Raw genomic sequence first — 13,752 nt, forward strand, 5'->3', positions numbered from 1 at the left:
GACTTTGAAAGCTATTCTTAGCAAAAGAGATACAACCTTGATCGTATACTTCATGGCACCTAACGTATTGACTCTCACTCCTGTAACAGAAGAAGCTGTGAGGGAACACTATCATGATTGCAAACTCCTTATAGTCAAACATTCCGCCGTTAACAAAATGTCGGGATTGATTTTTGCAGCTCGGAAGTTTGACCATGAACGAAAGTCAAAATATCGAAAAAAGTATTATGAAGATGTAAGAATGCTGATCGATGTTATTTCCGATGATGTCATAGTTTGTTCAGTAGGTATATCCAGTTATTATTTAGGTATATACGGTGACAAGGTATTGAGTGAGAAAATTCTCGATACATTTCATGAACTTCTAGGATTGAGTCCAGATATCTTTGACCAAAGATGGTATTAACGAAAAGTCTACATCCAGAGAACCTTATGGCTAGAGAACTGCTAGCTCAGATGTTTCACTACTCAAGTTGAAATGCAAAGCTCTTCATCCCCGGCAGGCCCGTCTTAGGCCATCCATGGCCATAAGGCTCATTGTAACTTTGCACGCAAAATGGGAATTTTTTGCACGCAAAATGAGAAAAACGGGAGCATCACCCACTAAAATCGGCGCAATTTGCCTGGTATTTTCGTTCTGTTAGAAACCGGTTTTTAGAAGCCGTCATTCCTTTCCCCCCCAGAGGACTTTCAGCCGGTGAAGTCGGTCAGGTGGTGTTTTCAGGAAAATCAGTTTGTTGTGGCACATCTCGCAGCGTTTGACGATAGGTTTTCCATGCAGTTCTGTTGTCGACGGATAGTCCGGCAGCATTGCGCAGTCACTCTTCATAAGCAGTTCATCCCTCTTCTCATCTTGCTCGTTTTCTTATCACCGCGCTCGGAACAACCCATCCATTCGACTGCCACACGGCCTCAGAGTCTGGCGCATCTTAAGTGATTGAGAGTTGAATCCAGGCTTTCCCCGAGAGCCAGTTTCCTAAGATTTCCCGTGGACTTCTCCCATGCCGGCGTGTTGATATAGTCACCCTTTACCAAGTATTTACCGTTCTCCCATAGCGCCGATTGTCACCTGCGCTTATGAGATTAGCTGCCGCCTCCGCTACAGCCAGTCTTGCACCTGAGGCACATCCTGCATGGATCTGTGCTTCATCCGGATATTCAATCGAATTATCAGGCTTATCCTGTTCTGCACAGGATGAGGATTCTTGTGACAGCGTTGTTACTTGTTACTGCATACATAGCTAATTCCTTTCATATTCATTCTTGTTTCCATCAAGCTGTTCTTTCCCAGATGCGGAAGGTTCTATTGCGAGGACGGGTTTCAGCAGCATAGCGTCCACGTTCGGTTGGCCAGTTGAAGCTGTGTGTGGGGTCCCGAGACTCCACGATTTCTACCACCCCCTTCGGAATTGAAAACCGGTCCGAAAAATGCGTGAGTGCGCGTTCCCACTGCATCTTCCTGAATACCCGATTCAAATGCGGAAGCCCGGCCACCCGGAGTTCTGAAGAACACCCCCATCGTTTTCGAATTGTGCTTCCCAAGATCCCGCCCATCCCCTGGCTCCGGTCTTAAAAGAACACTGGATTATTTGCAGCAGCCATCCTCACCTTCCAGCTTCAACTTAGGCAAAAATAACCCAGTGTTCACCTGGCTGAGAATAACTCCCAGGCGAGATGGACAGACTAGTCGCAGGAGTCAGGGATTGAAGCAGGGGCAGTACTGTGATCCATTTCGACTCCTGGTTTACCGCCACCTGAGGATGGGATTGATTATCGTTACTCCAGGCATATCTTCATCGGCTCAAAGAGGCTGGGTTTACTGCCCTTCACCCGAATTCTGGACCGGCGAACAGTAGAATTTTCTCGCCTCTCCAGAGTGGCGCAAAGTCGTGTCGCGTCTGGTCATTAAGGCTTTTGCGGCGGCCTATATCGATTGTAATTCTGGAGCCACAATTCGATCTTCTCAACACGCATCTTCCAAGGACAAGAACCAATTCACATTCAGGCATCATCCCGAAGTGATCCGTTGAATCTTTCGATAATTCCCTTATCTGTTTAATCCTTATCTGGCAGCCTCTTTCCTTTTCGATTTCTTTCAGGGTATCGATGACATCAAGTCCTGTGAGTTTTGTCCCGACCTTAATCGTCAGGACTTCTCGACTAGAAGTATCCACTACAGTTAAGGCCCGATTCGGCATCCATGAAGAGCGCATCCAAGTCTAAATTCATGCCCACACCTCGTTTAACTCAGTGCCTTCTCTTTCCGGTGAGCGATGTTCAGGGTTGACTCGACGCCTGAGGTGCTTGTTCCGCAGAGAGTAGTAGTAGTCTTCGGGTGGCGAAGCAGTGTGTAGACGCGCGCGCGTGTGTGAGCCATATCCAACACGGGTCTCTACGATTTCCTATCATCTGTATAATCAGTGCTGTATCGTCCCGATTGTTGCGAATTGGTAGTAATAGGTTGATCGGCTGATTCCCACTACTTGGCAGATTCGCCGGACACTGACCTGGTAAGAGTCGCGCAAATGATCCACGAGAATCCGCTTCTGCTTCGTCTTCAAACCTTTTTTTTAAGGACATCCTGCAGCATCTGTTTGCCCAGGCCCAGATGCTCAAGCCATTGGTTTCAGTTTGCGATTTTCTTCTTCAAGCTGCTTTAGCTTTCGTACTTCACTGGCACCCAGTCCATTTCAATGCGTATTCAGATCCAATCATTCTTGTAAGTATTGCGGCAAGAATCTCAATTTAGTAAATTTCCGAAATCACAGTAGCCATTCTCATGAAGGATAGACAAGGATGGAAGGCAAGATATAAGGATGTATTCGCTTTGTTTATAATTCTATTGCAATATATGTATGCTCCGGAACCATTCTTGTGATACAATATTTTTTAAAACTTGCTGCCCCCTTGAGCTATATATTCTCGTTTCCAGGGTCGAACACAGTGTATTGACTTAAGCAAAAAGGATCATTATTCCTAGTAGAAGTATGCAGCAAATCCTTGTCTGGACTCTTTTTTTTCTCGGCCTCGCGTTGATTTTTCGAACCTTGATTAGCGCGGTTTCGAGGTGGAGAAGGAGTAATAGACGAAAAAAACTGAGGCGGAAGTCGATGAGAGCCGGTAATTCCGATGAAACATCTCCGCCGCGAGAAAATTAAATTCATCGAGGCCTGCAGCTAACACTCCCTTATAAGGTTTCCACGTCAATACTTGCACCAGATGCAAGCTTGGCTGGCCGGCAGAGAGCACCAGGGAATGGGGAACTTCTTGATATAACGCCGCTTAAGTTCGACGAAAGCCTCAGGAGACCCCTTTGATTCTGTGAGACAGCGCCTGTTTGAGAAAGCGCTGAGGCGTAAATCAAGCGGCTTTTCGGAGTTTTAGCAATATTGACTTGAAACAAGCATGGTGGAGCTGGATAATTCTGAGAACTTTGTTTTAGATGCTCTCAGCATCCTATTCGTGGGGTGTTCCCTTCAAAAGATTGTGCAGGCTTTACGAAAAAACAAGGAATTCAGTTTAGGAGGAAGATGAATTGATTAGTGATTGGGGTCCGATACTTAAATCCCTCAAGAAGGATATACTTGAAATTTGGAGGGAGCTTTGACTCCTCCAGCTTGAGGAATCAAGTTCAAAAACTTGAAACTGCGAGCACTCAGCCAGGATTCTGGGATAACCATGATGAGGCTGAGAAAACGATGGCGCAAATCAAGCAAATAAAGAACAAATATGAGCCATGGGAGGAACTGATAAGACAAGAGGAAGATGCCCAGGCTCTCCTGTCCTTGGTCCAAGAAGCGGGAGACGAGAGCATGGAAGTCGAACTTCGCGAGACAATTGGCAGCCTAAATGAGTCGTATGAGAAACTGAAAACTTTGCAGTTGCTAGGCGAAGAAAATGATTCAGCATCAGCATTCGTTACCATACATGCTGGTGCCGGAGGCACCGAATCCTGCGACTGGGCGGCCATGCTTTACCGTATGTATGGACGCTGGGTTGTTGACCGGGGTTTCAAAATGACAATGCTGGACATACAAGAAGCTGATGGAGGTATCAAGTCAGTAGATGTTCAAATCGATGGCGATTTTGCTCACGGACTCTTAAAGGGCGAAGGCGGAATACACCGCTTGGTTCGGATTAGTCCTTTTGATTCTTCGAGGCGGCGACACACTTCTTTCGCCTCTGTTTATATTTCACCTGTTTTCGAGGATGACATCGAAATTGAAGTGAAGAGTGAGGATATCAGGGTGGACACCTACAGGGCTTCCGGTGCAGGAGGACAGCATGTGAACAAAACTTCCAGCGCGGTGAGGATGACGCACCTGAAAACAGGTATTATAGCGCAGTGCCAAAATGAACGGAGTCAACTGAAAAATCGTGCGACTGCAATTAAGGTTTTGAAATCGAGACTCTACGAGTACTACCGTCAAAAACGAGACGAAAAGCGGGCTTCAAGTGCGGCAAAGAAAATGGACATTGGCTGGGGCAATCAGATAAGATCTTATGTTTTTCACCCCTATACAATGGTGAAAGACCTAAGAACACGTCACGAGAACAGAAATGTACAGGCTGTGATGGATGGTAATTTGAATCCTTTTATCGAGTCTTATCTTCGTTGGCGAATAGGCAAAACGGATGATGCTTGAGTTTCGGTTTTCAATCCCACTAATTCTGCTAGCTAGCTTTGCGTTCGCTGATGAGACTGCCAGCAAGAGAGAAGCACAGTTTACCCAGGAAGATTGGAGGGTGGCCATAAGCTCATTCGAGATCGAAAATGGAGAGGAGGAAATCTCTACTCTTATCCCGCGTCTGGTATATGACGAGATTTCAACCTTGAAACAACACGTAATCAGCAAAACAGAGCAAAACCTAATCGCGAGGGAAATCCTCGATATAAAGGAATCGGAGGTTTTATTTGAACTTTCAAAGCTCCTTCAAAGTAGAGATGATTTATTGTTCGATCTGAATCGCAGCCTTGTTACTTTGAATGAACTTGAAAAGAAAATTCAGACCAAAAATACTGAACTCTCTTATTGGCGCACGTATCCTCCTCGTCAAATCAGTATGCCTGACAGTATTCCCATAGTGTTTCCTGAGGCACCAAATAAGGAATTGCTATGGGATATGAATACTGTCTCGCCAAGAATGTACCGCCAATCCAACAAGTTGGATATACTGATATTTGGCACTGTAACTAGGGTGGGTGACTATTATGGGATTAGAGTTTCCGTTCTTGAACGTTCCGGGGAGTCAGTGGTTTGGGAGGGAGCAAGCACGGATGAAGATTTTGTGAAGGTATCCAAAGAAATTTCTGCGCGTTTGAGGGAGCTTATACTGGGGCGGCAATGGGCATCTCTAACGGTTCAAACTGAGCCATCGGATGCCATTATCACTGTCAACCGAAGTGGAAGCGCCATTGGTTATTGGTCGGATTCCAGCTTACTGCCCGGTGATTTCTCACTTGAAATCTCCGCCATTGGTTATAAGCCGAAAATCATAAACGATACTCTGAGAGCTAACGAAACTAGATTTATAGAAATAGAGCTGGAGCAATCCGACTCGCCCCAAATACTGATTAGAACTATACCCACAGGCGCAAATTTAAGACTTGGCAATATTTGGATTGGGAAAACTCCTGTGGCGATAGACGCCCCAAGCGAAACCCTTGTCTTAACAGTCGAGAAAGATGGGTACAAAAAGAGAATAATCCCCTTGTATCCCGACATGGGAAGCCTCACCATTCCTCTTGATTTGGCTGTTGCCGATCCAATGGAGGAACTCGACAATGCCAAGAAGAAACTCTATAACTCAATCGCGTTGTTTTCATTTTCGCTTGCTCCGACTGTAATCCTTATTGGCGTCTCTAGAAATTATGCAAATGAAACTGTCTTATACAGTTCAGGGACTGAAAACTATCACAGGGCCTATGAGCAGTATCTCTATGCCTATGGTTTCATGTGGGGTTCAATCACCATAAACGTTGTGCTGCTAAGCAATGTCCTTATCAAGATTGCACGATACTTCAAAACAGTGGAATCCCTTCCCTACTAATGCGGATTGCCTATGCTCCGGAAAAAATGTGTGTTGGAAAGAGCAGTAGTTGGGTATCTGTTTTCAGTAATGGACAAACCATCCCAACCAAATAAGCTATAACGCTGTATGTACAAGAAATCGGTGGAAAGTAGAAACAGGAAACTCATGCCGAGTCTGGGGAGGAAGTTGATGGATCTCTTCGCTCGAGGACGTTGGATCTGCGAATAGGTTCTACGATGGACAAATTGCAGGGTGGTTTTGGAGCCTTTAAAGCCGCGGGCCTGGCAGACGAACCAGGGGATATTGAGTGGAATCTCAAATTGGGATGTGAAACATCTGGTTGATGGCTGTGTGAAGCGAAGCCATGGGTCGATTTCTGGCACGGTATGACACGAGAGACTCTTAATAGCCTGCGCGGCGAAACGAATGCACAAAAAAGGCTAGTTCAGAGAACTAATCGATAGAATTTGCAAGACAAAACTCGGCAATGACGATGTGTACAAAAAATACTGGCAATCAACGCAGTTACCAGATAAAATGGGACGCGTCAGTCCGAAATATTTTGCGAAGCAATCAGCATAGACACAGTGATTATGACAAAGTATGATTCTTCGGCCAAGGGAGGCGTGATAGCTGCGATTAGTCAAGGTTTGAACCTTCCGTTCGCATAACTTGGAAAGGAAGAGAAATTGAATGATTTGGTTGCATTCGATCCAAACTCATATTTTGATGAACTGTTTGCTGATGAGTTATGTTCAAGAAAATAATTGCAGTGTTTAACTCGATTTTCTGTTTACGAATTTCGTTAACGAAGTTATGCGGAATAGTTGTGTTTGCAGTGCCGGCATCTAGTATAGGTGGATTAGAGTGGTATGAAAGTTCTCCAAGCGGGATGCCGGAATCCCCCACCGATGGACTTGCTGTCGAGGGTTGGACTTTGTCGATTGAATACGCTGATGATACCGAAACGCAAACTCTGTATCTAAACGGCGTGGAACAATCATCCCGCGTATTAATGCGGAAAAATGGGAAGCTTATTAACAGCGAAGAGTTTGATGCACAGGGAAATCTGCTAAACAAGTCTGTATATGTCTATGATGTCGATGGAAGTCCGCGCGCTATTTACTTTAGTGAAGATACGAAATCTATCCCCCATGTGATTTCTGATATGGTTTTAACCACCGATTACGAGAACAGACGCCATTTGGAAGGTTTTGAGGATAGTTGGCGTATAACAAGCATGGACTCAAATGGAAGACGAAGCACGCTGAGAATCATAGACTCCGATGAAATAGTTGGAGAGACAAAATGGATTCGTGACTCAGCGGGAAATCTTTTGGAAGAGCTCATTATAAGGGATACGAAGGAACATCGCATACAATACGATTCCAAGGCCAGAATGACGAAAGAGGAAATTCTGGACAATGGCGCGCCAGTATTGCTGCGCAACTATTTTTGGGAAGGAGATAACCTTGTTCGAGTGGAGGAACGAGGTAACGGCGCAGTTGAAATTAAGGACAGTGTTTGGTTGGGTGATCGAATCATTGAAGAAACTACCACAATCAATGGCGTGATAAGCGTGGAACTTGTTTGGAAAAATCCAAACGAAAAAGTTGAAACTCTGTATAGGAATGGGAAACCCTTCGTCCGTGTGCATTGGGAAGATGGCCGCAAAATCAAGGAGGAGTTCATAGGCGATCACGGAGTCATTCGTGAACGAGAAGAAGATTTGTGACGCTCTTATCAGGTTGGCGATTTTGGATATCCAGAAGATTTCTTACCGGTCGTCACGGCGGTAGAGGTCGAGTGGTGTTTATTTTTTCGGTCACTCTGATAGGAGTGGGCGTAGCAACACTCAATACGGTGCTTGCCGTGATGAATGGGCTTCAGCAGGGTTATATTCGAAGCATTCTGGAGATTGGCTCCTATCACTTGCGCTGGTCGCCGAAACCCGGGGTTAACTATGAATCCATGGAACTGCTCGATGTGGCAAACACGATTTCAAATAACGAAGAAGTACTCCTGGCTGTTGAATTTCGCGAGGGGCAGACGATGCTTACCGGGATACGCTCAAATCCATCGGGTTCACTGATTCGAGGTGTGCCGTATTCTTTGTATGAAGATGATTTGGCTCTCGCGAAATTGATGGATATCGTAGCTGGCGATTTCGACTTAGCTGGTAATGGGATTGTAATCGGCTTAGGGTTGGCGCGAAAACTGGGCTTGATGCCCGGCGGCGAGGTGCTTGCGCTAGATCTCGGCGAAGCGGGAATGTCTCCTGGAGAGATTGTGCTTGAAGTTAGGGGAATATTTAAATGTGCTTATAGAGAATATGAGGCATCGATGGCCTTTGTCTCATTGGAGACTGCTGAAAAATTGTTTGGATATGCGATTCCCGAACTTGGCATCAAACTCAAGCGGCCTGAGCGGGATAGGGTGGTGATGAGTAGTCTGAAGACTGCTCTGGGCGAACATGGCGAGACACTTAGCTCTTGGCGCGATAGCAATCGCTCGTTTTTTGGAGCCTTGCGTACTGAGAAGTTGCTGATGCTTCTCTTGCTGACACTGATTTTCGTTGTCGTTGCGGTAAACATCGATCATTCATTGCGACGTATGGCCACCGAAAGAATTGAAGATATTTCCATCATCAAGGCAATGGGTGCAAGTCCGCAAGATATCAGAAACATATTTTTGAGACAGGGCCTGATTATCGGCGGTTTTGGAGGAATCATCGGAAGCATTCTAGGTGTGTTAATCGGCGCCAACGTCGACCACATCATATCCGCGGCTGAGCAAATTACATTTTTCTTCTCGGCTTTTTTTGCCTTGGAAGGTGTTACACCACCCACAGTGGGAGCTTTTTTCAAGAGTTCTGAGGTGATGATTCGGGATGTGCTTACTATACTTTCTACTGCAGTACTGATGTCATTACTCGCGGCGATTCGCGCGGCGTCTCAAGCGGCTTCAAGGAAACCGGCGGAGGTGCTGCGAAGTGAGTGAGCAGGGAATTTGGGTTGAAAGTGTTTACAAAACCTACCTTTCGGGTTCGGAGGAAATCAAGGTTTTGAGAAATGCAAATCTGCGGGCTTCGATAGGGGAGAGCGTTGCGGTTGTAGGGGCATCCGGCTGCGGGAAAAGTACTCTCTTAAATCTTATCGGCGGCCTGGACAGGTTGGATTCGGGATTTATACGCGCTTGCGGCTACGAAGTGGATAAGCTAAACGAAAAGGGACTAACTGCTTATCGATCCAAAGGAGTGGGTTTTGTATTCCAGTTTCACTACTTACTAAAAGATTTTACGGCTCTGGAAAATGTTATGCTACCCGCACTTATGGCGGGTATTGCGAATCGAGAAGCCAAAAAGGATGCAGAGGTGTTATTGGAACGGGTTAGAATGGGCGATCGTGCTCCCCATTTTCCGGCACAGCTTTCCGGTGGAGAGCGACAGAGAGTTGCACTCGCGAGAGCTTTAATCAATAATCCCAGTCTGGTGCTTGCGGATGAACCCACTGGCAATCTGGACGAGTATCACAAAAGCATTGTTTCAAATTTGCTTTTTTCAGAAACAGCGGAATCTGGGAAGATGTTGATACTGGTTACTCATTCACAAGACCTGGCATCGAGGGCGGATCGTTGCCTGCGTTTGAGTGAGGGACGACTGGTTCAGATATGAGTGGCCCCGTATTTGTCGCCAAACGGTTTTTTTTTCGACAGCACCGAGAGCGTGGTCATGGGCATCCGTTAATTGGAGCCTCCTTGGGGATTGCCTTGTCTCTTATTCCTCTTATTACCGTCGATCATGTTGTTGATGCGATGATTGAAAGCATTGTCGCCCGATACCGTGAAACATCAACCTTTCATTTTCAGATACATTATTGGGGTGAGGGTGAACGTGATGAATGGAGAAGGGCTGTGGAGGAAACCCTAACTATCGACACAGTATCAGATGCCTGGATCGAAAGACAGGGCTTTGGTTTAGCCAGAGCAGGTGGCTCTCGAGAGGGATTGACTCTTCGCTCTCTCCCTTCAGATTTGGCCGAAAGGGACAGGGCTTTTGCATCATTTATAGAGTTTGATTCAGGGTTATGGGATTTATCAACATTGGACTCAATACTGCTTGGGCGTGAGTCCTCGAGAAAACTTGGGGCGGATGTGGGTGACGAAGTCCGAGTCCTCACAGTTCGAAGAGTATTCGGCGGAAGCTATGTTCCCAGGGTAAGTAGATTCATTGTGCGGGGCGTGTTTTCCAGTGGTTATCAGGATCTTGACAGGACTTGGGCTTTCATACCGCTGGAAACGGGTTGGTCGATTCTATCCTCGGAGAATTCCTTGACTTTCATTGGCGGCAAGTTCCAGAGTTCAAATGGGGATTTGGATATCATGCCTCCCTCTCTTCCCGGTAAGTGGAATGTGTATAACTGGAGAGAACTCAATGACTATCTGCTTAGTAATCTGGAGACAACAAGGCGTATCTTGCTGCTTATTATGACGCTAATAGTATTGGTTGCAGTATTCAACGTTACATCATCTTTGATGATGCTAGCCTTGGAACGGCAGAGAGAAATTGGTATTCTGAAATGCGCCGGATGTTCCCCCTCCAAAACAACTGGAATCTTCATTTTCGCTGGAGCTATAGCTTCGGCGCTTGGGATTCTGGTCGGTATCGGATGCGGTCTCCTGGTGGCCAGGTTCATCAATGAGATAATAGCTGGAATCGAAGGATTGCTGGGAGTGTTCACTACGGGAGTTACGGAACTGGAACTCCTGACGGAAGGGTATTATCTTCAGCATATACCAATTCAAATTCGTTGGGAGTCAACTGTATTGATTGGATTTGTGACTTTTTTACTTTCACTCGGCGCCAGTGCAATGCCGGCTTTCAGAGCTGCTAAACTGAAGCCCCTGGATGTTCTTAGAAAGCATTAGTTTTCAAACGAACCTGAGGGTTGAGACAATTCCGATAATTGGAATTTTCCACTTGGCACTCATTTTTGCCATGTAGACAATTGTGGTCGATACTATATGGGGTATTTAGGCTGTTTTAACAAGACAGTTTTTTGAGAGTGATGGCAAAAAAGGCAAAAATCCACTATTCTTAGTGTTATGTTAGGAGAATGGGGATGATAAAGGGTTTAACTCAACGAGCTCAGCGAATTCTGACAGTTCTTGCCAAGGAAGAGGCAAAGCGTTTTAACGCAAGTAGGCTATCGAACGAACATATTGTACTTGCCATTCTTCGCGAAAGAAACGGAGTAGCTTTCAGATGTCTCCAACGTCTAGGAATCAATACTGCTGAAATGTCGTTGGGGATTGAGAAGGAGCTTCCGATAAATGACAAAAAGGCGAATATCGATGAAATTCCACCTTCGAATCGAGTGAAAAATTTGCTTGAAAACGCGGCTAACGAGGCAATCACTCTAAATCATGAATACATCGGTACCGAACACTTTCTACTTGCGGCAGCCGGCGAACCCAGCAGCGCAACCAGCGCTTATCTTTCCTTATATAGAATTACAGTGGATATTCTTCGCGGCGTTGTCTACGAGATTAGCGGTGAGTTAGACAGTTTAAGAGGACTCCAGCGAAAACTCGAGAAACCGGGGGTTTCTAAAAAAGAGACAATGAACGGGGCTAAAGCTTCCACAAGCATGCTTGATGAGTTTTCGAGAGATTTAACCGCAATGGCGCGGAAAGAACAACTTGATCCCGTGGTGGGGCGCGAGCGAGAGATTGCTCGAGTAATGAGAATCCTTGCTCGCCGAACAAAGAATAATCCGGTTCTGATTGGTGAACCAGGTGTGGGCAAAACGGCTGTAGTAGAGGGATTGGCGCAGAAAATAGTTAATGGTATCGCCCCGGATATTTTTGCGGGTAAACGGCTTGTCGGACTTGATTTGGCAGCCTTGGTTGCGGGAACAAAGTACAGGGGTGAATTTGAAGAGAGGCTCAAAAAAGTGTTAAAGGAGATTGATAAGGCTGGTAATACTATCCTATTCATCGATGAGTTACATACCATTATCGGGGCCGGCGGCGCCGAGGGAGCTATCGACGCGTCGAATATGCTGAAGCCGGCCCTTAGCAGGGGAGAACTTCAATGCATAGGGGCTACGACTATGAACGAGTACAAGAAGTATATTGAGAAGGACGCAGCCCTTGAGCGTCGATTTCAATCTGTGATCATCGATGAACCGAGTATCGAGGAAACTTATCAGATTCTACTTGGAATAAGAAGTCGTTATGAAGTTCACCACAATGTTACCTATATCGATGAAGCCTTGAAATCTGCCGCCGAGCTTGCTGATCGTTACGTAACCGATCGCCATCTTCCAGACAAGGCCATTGACCTTATAGACGAGGCCGGTTCCAGCAAGCGAATGCTGAACACCAGTCGACCTGAGGCAATTAACGAACTTGAAAACAAGACTCGAGTATTGACTGAAGAAAAGATTTCTTTTGTTAACTCTCAGGATTATGAAAATGCCGCCAGGATTCGCGATAAGATTCGTGAGATGCGCAATGAAATGGACGAACTAAAATCACAGTGGGAGAAAATGCTCAAGGAAGAGAAAAACCTGATAGGTACCGAAGATATCCAGGCTATAGTTTCGGAGAATACAGGCATACCCATGGTACGCATCATCAGGAGCGAATCGGACAAGTTACTCCAAATAGAGAATGAATTGCACTCCAAGGTGATAGGTCAGGATGAGGCCATTGCATCAGTCGCGGCTGCAGTGCGCCGTTCGAGGACTGGGTTGAATTCTCCTTCTCGACCCTTAGGTTCGTTTGTCTTTCTTGGACCAACGGGAGTGGGTAAAACCCTCCTCGCAAAAACTCTTGCCAAGTACCTTTTTGGTGATACCGAGGCGCTTATCCGGATGGATATGTCCGATTTCATGGAAAAACACAATGCCTCGCGATTAATCGGCGCACCGCCTGGCTATGTTGGTTATGAGGAAGGTGGACTTCTAACCGAAAAAATACGGAAGAGACCCTATTCAGTGGTGTTATTTGATGAAATTGAAAAAGCTCATTCGGATGTTTTTAATTTACTGTTGCAAGTACTGGAAGAAGGCGAGTTATATGACAATTTCGGCCACAAGGTTTCTTTTAGAAATTCAGTCTTGATATTAACCTCTAACGCGGGTGCGAGGGAAATCAATCGCGGAGGTTTGGGTTTCCAAATTGGCAAAGGTGCTATGGCGCATGCCGATATCAAAAGCACAGCACTCGCGGACCTGAAAAAGAATTTCCGCCCCGAATTCCTTAATCGGATTGATGAGATTGTTGTTTTTCACAATCTTGAATACGAACACATTATGAAAATTGTGGACATAATGCTGAAGGAAGTTGAAGAACGATTATCTGATTTATCAATAGGGTTGGAAGTGAACGAAAAAGCTCGAAAATCCTTGGTGCAAATGGGCTATGATGTGATTTATGGCGCCCGGCCGCTAAGGCGTACCATCCAAAAAGAAATAGAAGACCCTCTATCTACTGCTATTCTGCAAGGCCGATTCAAGGCTGGGGATACGGTTCGCGTCGAAGTGCGTTCAGGTAGAATAAGTTTCAGACGTAAAAGTCGGGGAAGCCTAAGCACCCAAAAAACACCCAGCTCTCTTGTGAAAGCTGAACTTAACGAGTGTTTGCTTCCCGATATACACTCGGAAGAACGAGGGAACCAAGAGAAAATACTAGATAAATAGTGATATGCCATTG

At 45.8% G+C, this 13,752-nt stretch carries 11 protein-coding genes and 1 pseudogene; 9 read left to right on the forward strand and 3 right to left on the reverse strand.

The features are described 5' to 3' along the window. Positions 1-406 (forward strand): hypothetical protein (locus S1OALGB6SA_RS09490; protein WP_230204533.1); only part of this gene is annotated, 406 nt, incomplete at its 5' end. Between the two features lie 301 nt (positions 407-707). On the opposite strand, the gene S1OALGB6SA_RS10995 is transcribed toward S1OALGB6SA_RS09490, so the two are convergent. The 3 genes from S1OALGB6SA_RS10995 to S1OALGB6SA_RS09500 form a co-directional block, all read right to left on the reverse strand. Continuing rightward, positions 708-818, reverse strand: a complete 111-nt coding sequence (locus S1OALGB6SA_RS10995) for a phage tail assembly chaperone (RefSeq protein ID WP_124033342.1) — start codon at positions 816-818, stop codon at positions 708-710. A gap of 94 nt (positions 819-912) precedes the next feature. Continuing rightward, positions 913-1,035: a hypothetical protein gene (locus S1OALGB6SA_RS10815; RefSeq protein ID WP_306766998.1), complete on the reverse strand. Its 123-nt coding sequence runs from the start codon at positions 1,033-1,035 to the stop codon at positions 913-915. Between the two features lie 791 nt (positions 1,036-1,826). After that, positions 1,827-2,198 (reverse strand): hypothetical protein, encoded by a 372-nt coding sequence (locus tag S1OALGB6SA_RS09500; protein WP_124033322.1) that lies wholly within the window; start codon positions 2,196-2,198, stop codon positions 1,827-1,829. A gap of 1,337 nt (positions 2,199-3,535) precedes the next feature. On the opposite strand from S1OALGB6SA_RS09500, the gene prfB reads away from it, so the two are divergent. The 8 genes and pseudogenes from prfB to S1OALGB6SA_RS09540 all read left to right on the forward strand — a co-directional run bounded on the left by prfB (position 3,536) and on the right by S1OALGB6SA_RS09540 (position 13,739). Further along, a protein-coding gene (prfB, locus tag S1OALGB6SA_RS09505) for a peptide chain release factor 2 (RefSeq protein WP_200881697.1) occupies positions 3,536-4,646 on the forward strand; the annotation gives its coding sequence in 2 pieces (ribosomal slippage) (positions 3,536-3,595 and positions 3,597-4,646; 1,110 coding nt in all). Continuing rightward, positions 4,636-6,051, forward strand: coding sequence for a carboxypeptidase regulatory-like domain-containing protein (locus S1OALGB6SA_RS09510; RefSeq protein WP_037562788.1), 1,416 nt, complete (start codon positions 4,636-4,638; stop codon positions 6,049-6,051). Before prfB ends, S1OALGB6SA_RS09510 begins: the two co-directional genes overlap by 11 nt. Positions 6,052-6,587: 536 nt before the next feature. Then, positions 6,588-6,704: pseudogene (locus tag S1OALGB6SA_RS11000) on the forward strand (signal recognition particle-docking protein FtsY); the annotation flags it as partial. Positions 6,705-6,784: 80 nt separating this feature from the next. Further along, positions 6,785-7,768 carry a hypothetical protein gene (locus tag S1OALGB6SA_RS09520; protein WP_124033323.1) on the forward strand — a complete coding sequence of 328 codons (984 nt, stop codon included), beginning with the start codon at positions 6,785-6,787 and terminating at the stop codon, positions 7,766-7,768. Next, on the forward strand, positions 7,765-9,033 hold the full coding sequence (locus S1OALGB6SA_RS09525; protein WP_124033324.1) for an ABC transporter permease: 1,269 nt from the start codon (positions 7,765-7,767) through the stop codon (positions 9,031-9,033). Before S1OALGB6SA_RS09520 ends, S1OALGB6SA_RS09525 begins: the two co-directional genes overlap by 4 nt. Further along, positions 9,026-9,706: an ABC transporter ATP-binding protein gene (locus S1OALGB6SA_RS09530; protein ID WP_037562784.1), complete on the forward strand. Its 681-nt coding sequence runs from the start codon at positions 9,026-9,028 to the stop codon at positions 9,704-9,706. The genes S1OALGB6SA_RS09525 and S1OALGB6SA_RS09530 overlap by 8 nt, the downstream gene beginning before the upstream one ends. Next, positions 9,703-10,959, forward strand: a complete 1,257-nt coding sequence (locus tag S1OALGB6SA_RS09535; RefSeq protein WP_037562782.1) for an ABC transporter permease — start codon at positions 9,703-9,705, stop codon at positions 10,957-10,959. The genes S1OALGB6SA_RS09530 and S1OALGB6SA_RS09535 overlap by 4 nt, the downstream gene beginning before the upstream one ends. A gap of 194 nt (positions 10,960-11,153) precedes the next feature. Beyond that, on the forward strand, positions 11,154-13,739 hold the full coding sequence (locus S1OALGB6SA_RS09540; RefSeq protein ID WP_077067580.1) for an ATP-dependent Clp protease ATP-binding subunit: 2,586 nt from the start codon (positions 11,154-11,156) through the stop codon (positions 13,737-13,739). Positions 13,740-13,752 lie beyond the last annotated feature (13 nt).

This window comes from Olavius algarvensis spirochete endosymbiont, assembly GCA_900608495.1.
Classification (GTDB): domain Bacteria; phylum Spirochaetota; class Spirochaetia; order DSM-2461; family DSM-2461; genus UBA2779.

What these genes read in the sequence shown, in the direction of transcription:
- S1OALGB6SA_RS09520 (WP_124033323.1), top strand. Translation starts at nt 6,785, where the DNA reads ATGTTCAAGAAAATAATTGCAGTGTTTAACTCGATTTTCTGTTTACGA.
- S1OALGB6SA_RS09510 (WP_037562788.1), top strand. Translation starts at nt 4,636, where the DNA reads ATGATGCTTGAGTTTCGGTTTTCAATCCCACTAATTCTGCTAGCTAGC.
- S1OALGB6SA_RS09500 (WP_124033322.1), bottom strand. Translation starts at nt 2,198, where the DNA reads ATGCCGAATCGGGCCTTAACTGTAGTGGATACTTCTAGTCGAGAAGTC.
- S1OALGB6SA_RS09535 (WP_037562782.1), top strand. Translation starts at nt 9,703, where the DNA reads ATGAGTGGCCCCGTATTTGTCGCCAAACGGTTTTTTTTTCGACAGCAC.
- S1OALGB6SA_RS09540 (WP_077067580.1), top strand. Translation starts at nt 11,154, where the DNA reads ATGATAAAGGGTTTAACTCAACGAGCTCAGCGAATTCTGACAGTTCTT.